This is a genomic window from Paracraurococcus ruber (genome assembly GCF_004353985.1).
Taxonomy (GTDB): domain Bacteria; phylum Pseudomonadota; class Alphaproteobacteria; order Acetobacterales; family Acetobacteraceae; genus Paracraurococcus; species Paracraurococcus ruber.
Map to the genome: position 1 here is coordinate 1 of NZ_SMOA01000121.1, position 15,808 is coordinate 15,808.

Here is a 15,808-nt window from a genome sequence, read left to right on the forward strand (position 1 = left end):
GCCCCGTCCCGCCGGCCGACCACCCGGCCGCGCCGCGGCCGCAGCAGCCGCTTGCGGCGTTCCCGGCGGCGCCCGGGGCGGCCGGTGGCGCCGCGCGGCAACCCGGCCTATAGCGGAGGCATGGCCCGCCGCGCGCCGCACCGCATCCTGCTCAACCTGGTGCTCGATTCGCTGATCGCCTGCCTGGCCCTGCCGGTGGCGATGCTGCTGGACGCACCGGGTGCCTGGCCGCCCGCCGGCTGGTGGCTGGGCGCCCTGCCGGGCGCGGCGCTGGCGCTGCTGGCTGCCGGGCTGCCGGTGCGGCTGCCGCAGCAATACTGGCGCTATGCCGGCCTGCCGGACCTGCTGGGCATCCTGGTCGCCGCCATCGGCGCGGCGGTGCTGTTCTGGGGCGGGCTGCTGGCGCTGGGCGCCTGGATCCCGCCGAACCCCGCCTTCCCGGCCATCCATGCGCTGACGCTCGGCCTGCTGCTCGGGGCGCCGCGCATCGCCGGGCGGCTGCACCATGCCCGCCGGTCGTCCGAGAGCATCACGCCGCAGCCGGTGCTGCTGGTCGGCGCCGGGGATGGGGCGGACATCTTCATCCGGGCGCTGGCGGCGGAACGCCAGCCGGCCTTCCGGGTGGCCGGCATCCTGTCCATGCGGTCGCGCCAGGCGGGGCGGCGCATCCAGGGCCACCCGATCCTGGGCACCGCGGACGAGATCGCCGCCGTGCTGGACACGCTGAAGGAGGAAGGGCGGCTGCCCGCCCTGATCGTCCTGACCACCCACCATGTGCAGGGCCTGGCGCTGGAACGGCTGCTGGACGCCGCCGACCGGCACGGCATCCCGGTGCGGCGGGCGCCCTCCGTCACCTCGCTCGACCCCGCCGCCCGGCGCATGGCGGCGATGGAGGAGAAGGCGGGCCAGCGCCTCAAGCTCGACCCCGTGGCGATCGAGGACCTGCTGGACCGGCCGCAGATCCCGCTGGACCGCGAGGGGATGGCGCGGCTGATCCAGGGCCGCCGCGTGCTGGTGACCGGCGCCGGCGGCACCATCGGCGGGGAGCTGGCGCGGCAGGTCGCGGCGCTCGGCCCGGCGCAGCTCACCCTGCTCGACCACGGGGAATTCGCCCTCTACGAGATCGACCTCGAGCTGCGGGAGCGGCACCCGGACGTGCCCCGCCGCGCCGTGCTGGCCGATATCCGCGACGAGCCGCGGATGCGCCGGCTGCTGGAGGACATCCGGCCCGAGCTTGTGTTCCACGCCGCGGCCCTGAAGCATGTGCCGATGGTGGAGAACAACCCGCTGGAGGGGCTGCTGACCAATGCCCTCGGCACCCGGGTGGTGGCGGACGCCGCCGCCGCGGTGGGCTGCCGGGCGATGGTGTTCATCAGCACCGACAAGGCGGTGAACCCGACCAGCGTGATGGGGGCGAGCAAGCGGCTGGCGGAGATGTACTGCCAGGCGCTGGACGTGCATGCCCGCGCGGCCGACCGCGACCAGGCCCGGGTGGCGGCGCGCGGCATGCGCTGCGTGACGGTGCGCTTCGGGAATGTGCTGGGCTCGACCGGCAGCGTGGTGCCGCTGTTCCGCCGGCAGCTGGAGCGCGGCGGGCCGCTGACCGTGACCCATCCCGACATGCGCCGCTACTTCATGACGGTGCGGGAGGCGGTCGGCCTGGTGCTGCAGGCCAGCGTCATCGGCGCCGAGGACCGCCACGACCAGCCGCCCGAGCTGGCGGAAGGCGGCATCTTCGTCCTCGACATGGGCAAACCCGTAAAGATCGTCGACCTGGCGCGGCGGATGATCCGGCTCGCCGGGCTCCGGCCGGAGGAGGATGTGGAGATCCGCTTCACCGGCCTGCGCCCCGGGGAGAAGCTGTACGAGGAGCTGTTCCACGGGCAGGAGCCGCCGCGGCCGACGGAATTCAAGGGCTTGCTGGTGGCGACGCCCCGCACCGCCGACCCGGCGCTGGTGGGGCGGGCGATCGACGAGATCGCCGGGGCCTGCCGGGCCGGCAGCCCGCGCACGGCGCTGGCCCAGCTGGGCCGGCTGGTGCCGGAGTTCGACCACAACGTGGAGGGCGAGGCGGCCGCCGCCGGCCGGTAGGGACACCCGGCGCCGGCAGGCAATGCTTTGAAAGCGGGCCGGCCTGCCCTATCTCCCCCCTAACAGGCCGGGTGTGCGCCGGGCCCGCCTATCATCGCTTCACGAGAGGATCGCCGCCCCCGGGCCCGCCCGCCCGCCGGCGCTCCGCCCTTCGGCTGCCGGAACCCCCATGCCCGACACCCCGCTCGACCGCATCCGCAACTTCTCCATCATCGCCCATATCGACCACGGCAAGTCCACGCTCGCCGACCGGCTGATCCAGACCACCGGCGCCGTCACGGCGCGGGAGATGAAGGAGCAGCTGCTCGACAACATGGAGCTGGAGCGGGAGCGGGGGATCACCATCAAGGCGCAGACCGTCCGGCTGGCCTACCAGGCCAAGGACGGGCAGACCTACACCCTGAACCTGATGGACACGCCCGGCCATGTCGACTTCGCCTATGAGGTGAGCCGCAGCCTGGCGGCCTGCGAGGGCAGCCTGCTGGTGGTGGACGCGTCCCAGGGGGTGGAGGCGCAGACGCTGGCCAATGTCTACCAGGCGCTGGACGCGAACCACGAGATCGTGCCGGTGCTGAACAAGGTGGACCTGCCGGCCGCCGAGCCGGAGCGGGTGAAGCAGCAGATCGAGGACGTGATCGGCCTCGACGCCTCGGACGCGGTCGAGATCAGCGCCAAGACCGGCCTGAACATCGAGGGCGTGCTGGAGGCGATCGTCACCCGCCTGCCGCCGCCGACCGGCGACGCATCGAAGACCCTGACCGCGCTGCTGGTGGACAGCTGGTACGACGCCTACCTGGGCGTCGTCGTGCTGGTGCGGGTGAAGGACGGGCATCTGCGGAAGGGCCAGCGCATCCGCATGATGTCGAACGGCGCCGTCCATACCGTGGAGCAGCTTGGCATCTTCACGCCGAAGATGGTGCCCTGCGAGAGCCTGGGCCCGGGCGAGATGGGCTACGTCACCGCCGCCATCAAGACGGTCGCCGACACCAATGTCGGCGACACCATCACCGACGACCGCAACCCGGCGACCGCGGCGCTGCCGGGCTTCAAGCCCTCCATCCCCGTGGTGTGGTGCGGCCTGTACCCGGTGGATGCCGACGACTTCGAGAAGCTGCGCGAGGCGGTCGGCAAGCTGCGGCTGAACGACAGCAGCTTCCACTACGAGATGGAGACCAGCGCCGCCCTCGGCCTCGGCTATCGCTGCGGCTTCCTCGGCCTGCTCCACCTCGAGATCGTGCAGGAGCGCCTGTCGCGCGAGTTCGACCTGGACCTGATCGCGACCGCCCCGTCCGTCGTCTACAAGCTGAAGCGCACCAACGGCGAGGAGATGGACCTGCACAACCCGGCCGACATGCCGGACCCGAGCGTGATCGCCGAGATCGCCGAGCCCTGGATCAAGGCCACCATCATGGTGCCCGACGAGTACCTCGGGCCGGTGCTGACCCTGTGCAACGAGCGCCGTGGCCGGCAGATGGAGCTGACCTATGTCGGCAGCCGCGCCATGGCGGTGTACCGGCTGCCGCTGAACGAGGTGGTGTTCGACTTCTACGACCGGCTGAAGTCGATCAGCCGCGGCTATGCCAGCTTCGACTACGCGATGGACGACTACGAGGAAGGCGACCTCGTGAAGATCTCCATCCTGGTGAATGCCGAGCCGGTGGACGCGCTGTCCTTCATGGCGCATCGCAGCCAGGCGGACCGCCGCGGCCGGCAGATCTGCGAGCGGCTGAAGGACCTGATCCCCCGCCAGCTCTTCAAGATCCCGATCCAGGCGGCGATCGGCGGCCGCGTCATCGCGCGGGAGACGATCAGCGCGCTGTCGAAGGACGTGACCGCCAAATGCTATGGCGGCGACATCACCCGCAAGCGCAAGCTGCTGGAGAAGCAGAAGGAAGGCAAGAAGCGCATGCGGCAGTTCGGCAAGGTCGAGATCCCGCAGAGCGCCTTCATCGCCGCGCTCAAGATGGATGCCTGAGGCGAGGTCGAGGAGGGCTCTGCCCTCCTCGACCTCCACCCGCCAGGGGTCAGGCGACCCCTGGGCCGGCCTGGGCTAGCCTGCGCGCTCCACCGCAGGAGCCGCCCGATGCCCGTCCCCAAGGTCAAGCATGTCCGCGCCAGCGTGGTGCGCGGCGGTGGCGGCGACTACCACGACCAGGCGGACGGCCACTGGATCGACGACCACGTCGCTTCCCCCATGGCGCGCTATCCCGAATACCGCGCCAGCCGCCGGGCCTTCGGCATCGACGTGCTCGGCACGCTGGTGGTCGAGGTGGAGGCGGATGACGGCACCACCGGCTTCGCCATCACCACCGCCGGCGAGCCCGGCGCCTTCATCGTCGAGAAGCATCTGGCACGCTTCATCGAAGGCCGGCCGATCACCGAGATCGAGCGCGCCTGGGACCAGATGTACTTCGCCACCCAGTTCTACGGGCGCCGCGGCCTGGTGGTGAACGCCATCTCCGCGGTGGACCTCGCTTTGTGGGACCTGCTGGGCAAGTGGCGGGGGGAGCCGGTGCATGCCCTGCTCGGCGGCCCGGTGCGGGACGAGCTGGTCTTCTACGCCACCGGCGCCCGGCCGGACCTGGCAAAGCAGATGGGCTTCATCGGCGGCAAGCTGCCGCTGCAGCACGGGCCGGCGGAGGGCGAGGAGGGGCTGCGGCGGAACCTGGCGAAGCTGGCCGAGATGCGCAGCCGCGTCGGCGAGGATTTCTGGCTCATGTGGGACTGCTGGATGAGCCTCGACCTCGACTACGCCACCCGGCTCGCCTGGGGCGCGCGGGAGCACCGGCTGAAATGGCTGGAGGAATGCCTCTCCCCCGACGACTACTGGGGCCAGGCCGCGCTGCGGAAGGCGCTGCCGCCCGGGATGCTGCTCACTGCGGGAGAGCACGAGGCGACGCGCTGGGGCTTCCGCCTGCTGCTGGAGATGGGCTGCTGCGACATCATCCAGCCCGACGTGAACTGGTGCGGCGGGCTGACGGAATTGCTGCGCATCTCCGCCCTGGCGGACGCGCATGGGGCGATGATGGTCCCGCACGGGTCGGGCCCCTACAGCTACCACGTCGTCTGCACGCGGCAGAACAGCCCCTTCACCGAGATCATCCTGACGGCGCCGCAGGCCGACCGCGTGCAGCCGGCATTCCACCCACTGCTGCTGGACGAGCCGGTGCCGGAGAATGGCAGGCTGAAGGTCTCGGCGCTGGACAGGCCGGGCTTCGGCGTCCGGCTGAACCCCGACTGCGCGCTGCACCGGCCCTATCCGCGATAGGGGGCGCGCGGAGGCCCGGCCCTTGATCGGTTGAAGCACCGTGCCGGGCGGGGCCGCGGCCCCGCCCGGTCTGCCGGCGTCAGGCCTCGACGCGGATATCCGCCTCGCGCACCACCTTCGCCCACTGCGCCCGCTCGGCCGCGGCGAAGGCGGCCAGCTCGGCGGGGGTGGAGGGCTCGGGCTGGCCCGCCTGCTGGCGGAAGACGCTCAGCGTCGTCTCGTGCTTCATGCCCTCGCGCAGGGCGGCGTTCAGCCGCTCCAGCACCGGCGCCGGCGTGCGGGCCGGGGCGAACAGCGCCAACCACAGGCCGGTGGCCAGCGGCACGCCCAGCTCCTGCAGGGTCGGCACGTTCGGCGTCAGGTCGATCCGGTGCGGGTGGGCCAGCGCCAGGATGCGGGCGCGGCCATCCACCGCCAGGCTGTTGGCGCCGCCCACCGGCAGCATCATGGAATCGACCTGCGCGGCGGCGACCGCCTGCATGCCCGGGGCCTGCGCGGCGAAGGGCACGTGCAGCTTCTCGATCCCCAGGTTCCGCGCCACGAATTCGAAGGCGAGGTGGGAGGAGGAGCCGACGCCCCAGGAGGCATGGCTGAACTTGCCGGCTTCCTTCTTCGACTCCCGCACGAAGCTGGCGAAGTCCGGCATGTCGCGGCGATGCGCGCCGACCATCAGCGCGAAGGGTACGCGCGTGACCATGGAGATCGGCGCGAAGTCGTTCTCGTCGCTGTAGGGCAGCGTGCGGAAGGTGGAGCGGTTGATGGCGAAGGTGTCGGTGATCCCCATGGTGATAGTGGAGCCGTCGGCCGGCGCGCGCGCCGCGGCCAGGGTGCCGACCGTGCCGTTGGCGCCCGGGCGGTTCTCCACGATCACCGGCTGGCCGAGAGCCGCCTGCAGGCCGGCGGCCGTGGCCCGGCTGATGACGTCCGTGATGCCGCCCGCATTGTACGGGACGATGATGCGCACGGGCCGCTCGGCCGACCCGCCGATCGGCTGGGCGGTGGCGAGGCGCGGCGCGGCGAGGGCGGCGGCAGCGGCGGCGAGCGCCGCGCGACGAGTCAGGTGGATCATGGTGGCTCCGGGAAACGATTAACTGAGCGTAATCTGGAACTCGCAATGAGCCGATCAAGGCCGGCCTGCGTGTCTCCGTCACGCGATGACGGACGATCAGGGCGACGGGGCGCGACGATCTGCGCCGCCGGAGGTTAAGAAAACCCTCATGCCCAGCTTCTGGGCGGATCAGGGCCCACCTGCCCAAGCCCGCACCAGGACCGGCCTTGCCGCCGCCGAATGCCGTTTCGGGCGGCAGGCAGGCCGCTTAACGGCATTGCAATCCGATGTCGGATCGTCCATGTGACGGCCGCTCGGAGACCGGCCATGACCGCTGAGACCGCCCTGGTGCCCGCGGCCCCTGCCGCCTCCCCCGCACGCCCGCTGATCACGCTGGACGGGGTGACCGTGCGCTTCGGCCGCGGCACGGCCGCCGTGCAGGCGCTGGCCGAGACCAGCCTGACCGTCGCCGCCGGCGACTTCATCGCCCTCGTCGGCCCTTCGGGCTGCGGCAAGTCCACCATCCTGCGCCTGGTCAGCGACCTCATGCGCCCGTCCTCCGGCCGGGTGCTGGTGGCGGGGCGGGAAGCGGGGGATGCCGCGGCGGCGGAGCCGGTGCGCATCGGCATGGCCTACCAGAACGCCACGCTGCTGCCCTGGCTGACCATCCGGCAGAACGTGATGCTGCCGCTGAAGATCGTGCCGCCCTTCCGCGCCGAGTGGCGCCGCAAGCGCCGCACCGAATACCGCGACCGGGCGGATGCGCTGCTGGCGCAGGTCGGGCTGAAGGGCTTCGGCGACAAGTATCCCTGGCAGTTGTCGGGCGGGATGATGCAGCGGGCCAACCTGTGCCGCGCGCTGATCCACGACCCGACGCTGCTGCTGCTGGACGAGCCCTTCGGCGCGCTGGACCAGTTCACGCGGGAAGAGCTGTGGGCGGTGATGCAGGAGCTGTGGGCGACGCGCGGCACCACCGTGCTGCTGGTCACCCATGACCTGCGGGAAGCCGCCTACCTGGCGAACCGGATCTGCGTGATGAGCGCGCGGCCCGGCCGCATCCTGGAGGATTGTCCGGTGGACTTCCCGCGTCCCCGGCCCCTCGACCTCACCTTCGCGCCCGACTTCACCGCGCTGGTGCAGCGCCTGCGCGCCCTGATCGTCGCCGCCCGCGCCGCCGCCGCCTGAAGGGGACACGCCGATGCTGGACCTGATCCGCGCCAAGGCGGCGCCCGCCGCCCTCATCCTCTCGGTCTTCCTGGTTTGGGAGGCGGTCTGCGCCGCCGGCGGCGTCTCCGACATCCTGCTGCCGCGGCCGAGCGCGGTGCTGTACGAGCTGTACGACCGCTGGTGGGCGCTTTGGCCGCATACCTGGCAGACGCTCTACACCACGCTGGTCGGCTTCGCGATCGGCACCGCGGTCGGCGTCCTTCTCGGCGTGCTCATCGGGTCCTCCCGCCTCGCCTACGACACGGCCTATCCGCTGCTGGTCGGCATCTCCTCCATCCCCAAGGTCGCGGTGGTGCCGATCTTCGTGCTGTGGTTCGGCGCCGGCACCGTCCCCGCCGTGCTGACCGCGGCCATCATCTGCATCTTCCCCATCGTGGTGAACGTGGCGACCGGCATCGCCACGGTGGAGCCGGAGCTGGAGGATGTGATGAAGACGCTGCGCGCGTCGAAGCTCGACATCCTCTGGAATGTCCAGCTGCCGCGGGCGATGCCCTATTTCTTCGCGTCGCTGAAGGTGGCGGTGACCCTGGCCTTCGTCGGGTCCGTCGTCGCGGAGACGGTGGCCAGCAACCGCGGCGTCGGGAACATGATGATGGTCGCCTCCTCCTCCTTCAACGTGCCGCTGGTCTTCGCCGGGCTGTTCATCCTCGCCGGGCTGGGCGTCGCGCTCTACCTCATCTTCTCCGCGGTCGAACGCCGCGTGGCCGGCTGGGCCATGCGCAAGACCGACCTTGCCGTCACCACCTGATGTCGGCGGCCATGTGCCATGACCGCCGGCATCAGGCTTTCGCCTGCCCCCAGTCGCCGGGCGCGAACCGCCGGTTCGCCTGGCTTCGTCACGCCGAAGGCGTGCTTGCCGCACGACGCAGGGGCGCCGGGCCGCATCCCGGGTTCCCAACCGCGTTGCAGCGCAACGCGGTTGGGAACCCGTTCGCGGCCTCGGACCGGTTGTTCGACCGGTCCGTTCACATGACACCCTGCCGGGAGACATCACGATGCTGCTGACCCGCCGTGCCGCCCTGGGCGGCCTTGCCGCCACCGCCCTCGCCGCGCCGGCGCTGGCGCAGGCCGTGACCAACCTCCGCTTCACGCTGGACTGGCGGCTCCAGGGCGTGCACGCCTGGTACTTCCTGGCGCAGGAGCGCGGCTGGTTCCGCGAGGCCGGGCTGAACCTGACCATCGACCAGGGCGACGGGTCCGCCAACACCATCAACCGCATCATGTCCGGCACCTATGATGCCGGCTTCGGCGACATGACGGCCATCATCCAGCAGGCCGCCGCCCGCCCGGGCGAGCAGCCGCTGATGGTCTACCAGATCTACAACCGCGCACCCTTCGCCATCCTGGTGAAGGCGGACAGCCCGATCCGCACCATCGCCGACATCGCCGGCCGCAAGCTGGGCGGCCCGGCGGGCTCGGCCACCACGCGCATGTTCCCGCTCTGGGCGCGCATCAACGGCCTCGACCCGGCGAAGAACGAGATCGTCAACATGGCGCCGAACCTCGGCGAGCAGATGCTGATCCAGGGCCAGATCGACGGCGCGCTGATCTTCACCCTGACCAGCTACATGAACCTGGTCGGCATGCGGCAGAACCCGGACCGCGACTTCCGCTGGTTCGTCTTCGCCGACAACGGCATCGAAGCCTATTCCAACGGCGTGATGGTCAGCCAGAAGCTGGCGAAGGACAATCCGGCTGCGGTGCGCGGCCTGACCGCCGCGGTGAACCGCGCCATGCTGGCCACCGCCCGCGACCCGGCCGAGGCGATGCGCGTGATGGCGCGCATGGAGGCGACGATCAACGTCCCGGTCGAGACCCAGCGCATCGACTATGCCTGGCGCACCGTGATCGCCACGCCGGAAGCGGTGGAGGTCGGCGCCGGCGACCTATCCGACGCGCGCCTGGCGCGCGCCATCGCCCAGGCGGTGGAGGTCTTCGGCCTGTCCCGCACCCCGGCGCCGGAGGAGGTGTTCAGCCGCGCCTTCCTGCCGCCGCGGGCGGAGCGGGCGATCGCGGTCAGCCGGAGCTGACGGCGGATCGAGGGGGATTTCGTCCCCCTCGGGCACTCCCGAACAGGCCATGGGCGTCGCCTGGACCGGCCTGAGCGATCGCCCTCGGAGAGGGCCTCGATGGGGCCCCACAGATGGCGATCAGCCTTCGCCGGGGTCCGGGGCCTTGCCGGAGGTCCCGGCCGGTGCGGGTGCGGGAGGATCGTACGCACCGTGTCCGGTGCGCCCCCTCCCGTGACGACGGCCCCGCGGCTTGACGCCGCCCGCAGCGTCCCGCCAGCCTTCGCATGGCCATCGCCCGCCAGACGGCGAGGCCCCCGGAGGGACGCCCATGACCCGAGGCCCAGGCCGCCGCGCCGCGCTCGCCCTGCTGGCCGCGCCGGCGCTGGCCCGCGCGCAGCCCGCCTGGCCGACCCGCGCCATCCGCATCGTCGTGCCCTTCGCGCCCGGCGGCCCCACCGATGTCATGGCGCGCGTCGTGGCGCCCGGGCTGCAGGCGGCGCTCGGCCAGCCGGTGGTGATCGAGAACCGCGCCGGCGCCGGCGGCAATGTCGGCGCCGCCTTCGTCGCCCGCAGCGCGCCCGATGGCACCACGCTGCTGATCGCCTCCACCGGCTTCGTCGTGAATGCCAGCCTGTTCCGCAACCCGGGCTACGATCCGGTGCAGGATTTCGCGCCGATCACCGAGCTCGGCGCCTCGCCCAACACCATCCTGGCGCGGCCGGACAGCGGCATCGCCAGCATCGACGACCTCATCGCGCGGGCGAAGGCGACGCCGGGCGGGCTGAACCTGGCCAATCCCGGCACCGGGTCCACCCCGCACCTGACCGCCGAACTGCTGCGGCTGCGCGCGGGGATCGAGTTCGTGCAGGTGCCGCACAACAGCGCCGCGCTGGCGGTGCAGGCGCTGTTGTCGGGCACCACGCAGGTGGGCGTCGCCGCGCTGCCGCCGGCGCATGCGCAGGTCAAGTCCGGCACCCTGCGTGCCCTGGCGCTGACCGGCCAGGCGCGCTGGCCGGACCTGCCCGATGTGCCGACCATGCTGGAACTGGGCTGGGACGGCTTCGTGTCCGAGACCTTCCAGGCCTTCCTCGCCCCGGCCGGCACGCCGGCCCCCATCCTGCAGCGGCTGGCGCAGGAGACCATCGCGGTGCTGGGCGTGCCGGAGACCAAGGCGAGGCTGCTGGCCGCCGGCTTCGGGCTGCGGCCGCAGGGACCGGACGCGCTGGCGAAGCGGATCGCGGCCGAGGTGCCGCTGTGGCGCGACCTGATCCGCCGCGCCGGGCTGCAGCAGGAATAGCCGCCTGCCCGCTGCGGGCCTGCCGCAACACGGGCATCCGCACAGCGGGCCGCGGCCGCCGCGGCCCGCGCCGGGCGATCCCCGCCCGGCGCCCGCACGAGGGGCCACGACGCCCCGCCGGCCGGCGCAGGCCCGGATGCCGCAGGCATCCGGGTTCGATGGGTGCATGGCTGGCACGGCGCCTAGGCGACGGACCTGCATGACCCGGTTGCCAGGGGGGCCGAGGGCTCTCAGCGCAGCGCGAGCGGCCGGAGCGCGGTGCCGGCCACCGTGCCGCGGATCGCATTCGTGGTGGCGACATAGGCGAACTCGTAGACCCGGTCCGCCGCCAGGCGCTCCAGGTTGTGGAACTCACCGATATGCACGCCCTGCTGCACGAGCAGGTAGACATGCACCGGGTTGAAGCTGCCGCCCACCGCGGCGCTGTCCTGCGGCCTGGGCGGCCCGACCTCGAGGCCCGAGGTGTCGGAGGCGAGCATCAGCGCGCCCTTCTGCTCCACCAGCCATTTCGCCGCGGCCAGGCCGATGCCGGCGCTGTCCGGCCCGCTGATCTTCGCGTGGTCGGCGCCGCTCTCGCCCCAGTAGCGGGCGGTGCCGGTGCGGATCAGCACGACGGTGCCGGGCGTGACATCGACGTTCTGCGCCCGCAGCGCGGCCTCCAGGTCGGCGACGGTGATCTCGTAGCCGGCGGGCAGGGCTTCCATGTTCTTCTGGCCGGCGACGTCGATCAGCACGCCGCGGGCGATGATGGGCGGGATGGTGGTGACATCGGCCTTGCGGATGCCGAAATTGCCGCCCCAGTCGCCTTCCTTGAAGCCATTGTACCAGTGGTTGTCCTCGCCGACCGTGATGTGGCCGAGGCCGTCGATCTGCGTCGCCACGTTGTCGCTGATGAACATGGCGCTGCTGTGCCAGCGGGTGTGGCTGCCATTGCCGTTCTCGGCAGTGGTGAAGGGCAGGTCGCGCTGGCGGGCGACGCCTTCCGGCGTGCGGAAGCTGATGATCTCGCCCGGGTTGTGGCCCGGCCAGCGATAGGAATTGCGGTCATAGGGCAGGCCGAGGTCGTAGGACTTCCCCTGCGTCGCCAGGCGCAGCGCGGCGGCGCGGGAGGCGTCGGTCATCTCGTTCAGCGCGCCGACCTCGTCCTGCGGTCCCCAGACCCAGCCCCAGCCCTTGCCGCGCGTCCATTGCTTCATGCCCGCATCCTGCGCGGCGGCCGGCAGCACGGCGGCGGCGAGCGCGAGTCCCATGCCGCTCGCGGCGAGCAGGCGTCCCATGGCCTTCATGGCATTTCCCCCAAGAGCCTTCTTGCACGGGCCGCGCGTGCGACCCGGGTCGAGCCTAGCTTAGGGTTGCGATGGCGGGCGAATGACCATCCGGCAACATGGCGCGTCAGTCGGGGCGCAGGCCGCGGCGGCGGATGAACTCGCCCCAGACGGCGCTGTCGGCCTCCATCCGGCGGCGCAGATCGGCGGCGCTGCCGGGGAAGGGCACCAGCAGGTTGTCGGCCAGGCGACGCTGTGCCGTCTCATCCGCCAGGGCGGCGCGCACGGCGGCGTTCAGGGCCGTCACGGGATCCTCGGGCATCCCGGCGGGGCCGAGCAGGCCGAACCAGCCGGGCATCACCGGCGCCTCGATCCCCGCTTCCCGCTGGGTCGGCAGGTCGGGCAGCGCCGGCACGCGCCGCTTCGCCACCAGGGCCAGGGGCGTCACCGCCCCGGCGCGCACCTGGCCCAGCGCGACGCCGAGCACGATGATCATCGCATCGGTCTCGCCCGACACGACGCTGGTCAGCGCCTGGCCGCTGCCGGGATAGGGCACGTGCAGGAAGGACACCCCGGCGCGGTCGGCGATCATCTCCATGGACAGATGCGTGGAGTTGCCGATGCCGGCGCTGGCATAGGTGATGCGGCCGGGCTGGGCACGGGCGCGCGCCAGCAGGTCCGGCACGCTGGCGATGCCGGACCGCTTGCTGGCCAGCAGGATGAAGGGCGCATCGGTGACCGGCGCGACATAGGTGAAGTCCCGCACCGGGTCGTAGGGCAGGGTCGGGTAGAGATGCGGGTTGAAGGACAGCTGCGACACGCCCGAGAGCAGCAGCGCATGCCCGTCCGGCCGCTGCTGCTTCAGGGCGTTCACCGCGACGGTGCCGTTGGCGCCCGGGCGGTTGTCCACCACCACGGCCTGGCCGAGGGCGCGCGCCATCGGCTCGGCGATGATGCGGGCGACGGCATCGTTGGCGGAACCCGGCGGCTGCGGCAGCAGGATGCGCACCGGCTGGCTGGGGAAGGCCTGGGCGCGGGCCAGGGCAGGCGCGGCAAGCAGCAGCGCGAGGGCTCGGCGGGCGAGGCGCATGGCGATCACGCCCCCGCCGCGCGGAGCGGGAGATCCAGCGCGCAGCCCTGCAGGTGCAGGGTGAAGACCGGCGGCCTGCCATGCGGCACCTGCATCAGGTGGTCGGCATCGCCGCCGGCGATGGACAGGCGCAGCCGGCTGCCGCGGCGGAAGACCCAGGCGGTGGGCAGCAGCGGGATGCGGATGCGCTCGGCGACGCCCGGGGTCAGCGGCGCGGCATCGGCGCGGTGGAAGCTGCGGAAGGGCCAGGGCGCCTGGTAGCTGGGCGGGTGGGGCGCTTCCTTGCGGTGCAGGGCGCGCAGCAGGCCCTCCGTCACGTAGCGCACCGTGCCGTCGGCCTCGACCTCCGACAGGTAGAGCAGGATGCAGGCATCCGGCGTGTCGGCCGCGATCGTCAGGTCGGCCAGGACGTTGCCCGCGAGTTCGGTGTCCTGCGCGAAGACCGGGCCGTCATAGGCCGGCAGCGCCGCCTGGCGCTGCTGCCAGTCGGCGTAGTAGTCGCGGCTGTCGATGGCGGCGATGCGCTCGTAGCGCGTGCCGGCGCCGGAGGAGAAGCCGGCATCGGTGGCATGCCGCGCTTCCGCCGGCGCGGCCGGCGCCGCCTGCAGCGCGCCCGGCGCCAGGTGCCAGCGCGTGGGGCGCGGCTGCGGCGGCCAGGATCCGGCGGCGCGCCATTCCTCCCCCGCCATGGCGAAGTAGTGGATCGGCGCTTCCGCCCGCAGGCCGGTGTCGCGGCCCATCAGGTATTCGTCGAAGAAGCGCAGCACCTCCCCCACCAGCGGGAATTCCGGCTCCTGCGCCGCCCGCCAGGGGGAGACATTGATCCGCGCGCCATGGTCCCAGGGACCCAGCAGCAGGTGGCGCGGGTTGCCCTGCATGGTCAGGTAGCGGGCGATGGCGGAATTGGCATAGCCGGCGCCGTCCATCCAGCCGGAGACGGCATAGACCGCGACATCCTTCGGGATGCTCTCCCGCACCGAATAGGGGCTGATATTCGCCGAGGAGAAGCCGGGGTCGTAGGCCAGCGGCTCCTCGCGGAAGCGCAGATCCGCCATGAAGTCCGGCTGGCGGAAATTGCCGAGATGCTCGCGCACCGCCGCGCGCAGCAGCACGCCTTCCGGATCCTCCTCGACCGGCGCCGGGCCGGCCAGGTCCGGGTTGGCGTAGTAGCTGACCTGCCTCAGCAGGTCGCGCCGGTCATGGTCCATGGCGACCATCAGCGCGTCATAGACCTGCGCCAGGCGGTTCAGGTAGACGCCGCCGGGATAGTAGTGGTCCGCCCAGGTGTCCCACACGGCAAACAGCGGCGCGATGGCCCGCACCGCGGGATGGCCGGTGCTGGCCAGAAAGTCGGACGCCGCGCCGGGATAGGAGATGCCGGTGGCGCCGATGCGCCCGTCCGACCAGGGCTGCGCCACGATCCAGTCGGCGATCTCCCGCGCATCCGCGCGCTCCTTCGGGGAGCGGAAGCTGTCGCGGGTGCCGAAGCTGGCGCCGGTGCCGCGGATGTCCACCACCACCAGGGCATAGCCGCGCGGGACGAAGGCATCGCGGAATTTCGCGGCATTCGGGCTGCGCTCGCCCTGCCCGCCCTCCCGCAGGGAGAAGCGGCGGTAATAGGGCGTATGGACCAGGATGGCGGGGATGCGGCCCTGCGCGCCTTGCGGCAGCCAGACATCCACCGCCAGCCGGCAGCCATCGCCCATGGTGACGTAGCGGGAGGAGGGCGCGGCGGGCAGCGCGAATTCGGCCGGCCGGCCGGCGAGGTAGCGGGAAGGCGGCAGGCGCCAGGCCTCCCCGCGCAGGTCGGAATCGGGCATCGGTGCCTCCCCTGGTCAGGCCATCAGCCTGCCACCGCGGGGCGCGGCGAAGAAGCCGGCGCGGGGTGCGACGCCAGCGAAGTTGCGGGCCCGGCGTCGTCGCCCCGGGCGCGCGCCGCCGCGCAGGCTCAGCGCCGGTTGGTGTGCCAGACGGAGGACCCTTCCCAGGCCAGGTCGGCCAGCCAGGTGCCATCCGTGGGTTGGCGGCAGGCGACGAACTCGTTCTCCCGGAAGGCGCCGTTCAGCTGCACGCGCTGCGCCAGCTTGCGGCAGTCATCCAGCCGCCCGCCCAGGACGCCGATATTGGCGACGACGCCCCGGTTGCCGGTGTCCAGGTTGTGCCAGGTGCGCTGGGCGCCGGTGCCGGTTTCCAGCACGTCGCCCACCGCGACCAGCGCCGCCTGCACGTCGGACCGGTAGTCGCCGGCGCGGCGATAGCCGAGATCCGTCGCCGGCGTGGTCCGCCAGATGGAGGTGGGGGCGCTGACCGAGGGCATGTTGTCCGTGATGACGAGGCCAAGCACGGACAGGGCGCCGAGCGTGCCCGTCACGGCCAGGACCGCCGCGCCACCGCCGATGCCGCTCGCCCGGGCTGCCAGGCGGCGCCAGAAGCGCGGCATGGGCCTTGGCGACGGCAGCGCGGGCATGGGCGCCGCCCGCCCCGCGGCGGCGGCCACCGGCGCGGGGCGG

General features: G+C 72.4%; 12 protein-coding genes. 7 read left to right on the forward strand and 5 right to left on the reverse strand.

What is annotated here, in order from left to right:
• The first annotated feature begins 120 nt into the window (after positions 1-120).
• The 3 genes from E2C05_RS19235 to rhmD all read left to right on the forward strand — a co-directional run bounded on the left by E2C05_RS19235 (position 121) and on the right by rhmD (position 5,359).
• Positions 121-2,091 (forward strand): polysaccharide biosynthesis protein, encoded by a 1,971-nt coding sequence (locus E2C05_RS19235; protein ID WP_133221276.1) that lies wholly within the window; start codon positions 121-123, stop codon positions 2,089-2,091.
• Between the two features lie 169 nt (positions 2,092-2,260).
• The gene (gene lepA, locus E2C05_RS19240) at positions 2,261-4,066 is read left to right on the forward strand and encodes a translation elongation factor 4 (RefSeq protein WP_133221277.1); all 1,806 of its coding nucleotides are present in this window, start codon (positions 2,261-2,263) and stop codon (positions 4,064-4,066) included.
• Between the two features lie 108 nt (positions 4,067-4,174).
• Positions 4,175-5,359, forward strand: coding sequence for an L-rhamnonate dehydratase (gene rhmD / locus E2C05_RS19245; protein WP_133221278.1), 1,185 nt, complete (start codon positions 4,175-4,177; stop codon positions 5,357-5,359).
• A gap of 79 nt (positions 5,360-5,438) precedes the next feature.
• Here the strand turns inward: rhmD and E2C05_RS19250 are convergent, their stop codons facing one another.
• Positions 5,439-6,428, reverse strand: coding sequence for a Bug family tripartite tricarboxylate transporter substrate binding protein (locus E2C05_RS19250; RefSeq protein WP_133221279.1), 990 nt, complete (start codon positions 6,426-6,428; stop codon positions 5,439-5,441).
• 306 nt (positions 6,429-6,734) lie between these two features.
• Between E2C05_RS19250 and E2C05_RS19255 the strand changes: the two genes are divergently transcribed.
• The 4 genes from E2C05_RS19255 to E2C05_RS19270 all read left to right on the forward strand — a co-directional run bounded on the left by E2C05_RS19255 (position 6,735) and on the right by E2C05_RS19270 (position 10,943).
• Positions 6,735-7,592, forward strand: coding sequence for an ABC transporter ATP-binding protein (locus E2C05_RS19255; protein ID WP_133221280.1), 858 nt, complete (start codon positions 6,735-6,737; stop codon positions 7,590-7,592).
• A 13-nt stretch (positions 7,593-7,605) separates the two neighbouring features.
• Positions 7,606-8,382, forward strand: a complete 777-nt coding sequence (locus E2C05_RS19260; protein WP_133221281.1) for an ABC transporter permease — start codon at positions 7,606-7,608, stop codon at positions 8,380-8,382.
• A gap of 247 nt (positions 8,383-8,629) precedes the next feature.
• Positions 8,630-9,664 (forward strand): ABC transporter substrate-binding protein, encoded by a 1,035-nt coding sequence (locus E2C05_RS19265; protein ID WP_133221282.1) that lies wholly within the window; start codon positions 8,630-8,632, stop codon positions 9,662-9,664.
• 310 nt (positions 9,665-9,974) lie between these two features.
• Complete coding sequence (locus tag E2C05_RS19270; protein WP_133221283.1) at positions 9,975-10,943, forward strand: Bug family tripartite tricarboxylate transporter substrate binding protein; 969 nt, start codon at positions 9,975-9,977, stop codon at positions 10,941-10,943.
• 230 nt (positions 10,944-11,173) lie between these two features.
• Here the strand turns inward: E2C05_RS19270 and E2C05_RS19275 are convergent, their stop codons facing one another.
• The 4 genes from E2C05_RS19275 to E2C05_RS19290 form a co-directional block, all read right to left on the reverse strand.
• The gene (locus E2C05_RS19275) at positions 11,174-12,229 is read right to left on the reverse strand and encodes a cyclase family protein (RefSeq protein ID WP_133221284.1); all 1,056 of its coding nucleotides are present in this window, start codon (positions 12,227-12,229) and stop codon (positions 11,174-11,176) included.
• Between the two features lie 106 nt (positions 12,230-12,335).
• On the reverse strand, positions 12,336-13,298 hold the full coding sequence (locus E2C05_RS19280) for a Bug family tripartite tricarboxylate transporter substrate binding protein (protein ID WP_133221285.1): 963 nt from the start codon (positions 13,296-13,298) through the stop codon (positions 12,336-12,338).
• Between the two features lie 5 nt (positions 13,299-13,303).
• A complete protein-coding gene (locus E2C05_RS19285; RefSeq protein WP_133221286.1) occupies positions 13,304-15,118 on the reverse strand; it encodes a CocE/NonD family hydrolase in 1,815 nt (604 codons plus the stop codon).
• 128 nt (positions 15,119-15,246) lie between these two features.
• Positions 15,247-15,808: hypothetical protein (locus E2C05_RS19290; protein WP_205082906.1), on the reverse strand; the 562-nt coding region annotated here is incomplete at its 5' end.

What these genes read in the sequence shown, in the direction of transcription:
- E2C05_RS19235 (WP_133221276.1), top strand. Translation starts at nt 121, where the DNA reads ATGGCCCGCCGCGCGCCGCACCGCATCCTGCTCAACCTGGTGCTCGAT.
- lepA (WP_133221277.1), top strand. Translation starts at nt 2,261, where the DNA reads ATGCCCGACACCCCGCTCGACCGCATCCGCAACTTCTCCATCATCGCC.
- rhmD (WP_133221278.1), top strand. Translation starts at nt 4,175, where the DNA reads ATGCCCGTCCCCAAGGTCAAGCATGTCCGCGCCAGCGTGGTGCGCGGC.
- E2C05_RS19250 (WP_133221279.1), bottom strand. Translation starts at nt 6,428, where the DNA reads ATGATCCACCTGACTCGTCGCGCGGCGCTCGCCGCCGCTGCCGCCGCC.
- E2C05_RS19255 (WP_133221280.1), top strand. Translation starts at nt 6,735, where the DNA reads ATGACCGCTGAGACCGCCCTGGTGCCCGCGGCCCCTGCCGCCTCCCCC.
- E2C05_RS19260 (WP_133221281.1), top strand. Translation starts at nt 7,606, where the DNA reads ATGCTGGACCTGATCCGCGCCAAGGCGGCGCCCGCCGCCCTCATCCTC.
- E2C05_RS19265 (WP_133221282.1), top strand. Translation starts at nt 8,630, where the DNA reads ATGCTGCTGACCCGCCGTGCCGCCCTGGGCGGCCTTGCCGCCACCGCC.
- E2C05_RS19270 (WP_133221283.1), top strand. Translation starts at nt 9,975, where the DNA reads ATGACCCGAGGCCCAGGCCGCCGCGCCGCGCTCGCCCTGCTGGCCGCG.
- E2C05_RS19275 (WP_133221284.1), bottom strand. Translation starts at nt 12,229, where the DNA reads ATGAAGGCCATGGGACGCCTGCTCGCCGCGAGCGGCATGGGACTCGCG.
- E2C05_RS19280 (WP_133221285.1), bottom strand. Translation starts at nt 13,298, where the DNA reads ATGCGCCTCGCCCGCCGAGCCCTCGCGCTGCTGCTTGCCGCGCCTGCC.
- E2C05_RS19285 (WP_133221286.1), bottom strand. Translation starts at nt 15,118, where the DNA reads ATGCCCGATTCCGACCTGCGCGGGGAGGCCTGGCGCCTGCCGCCTTCC.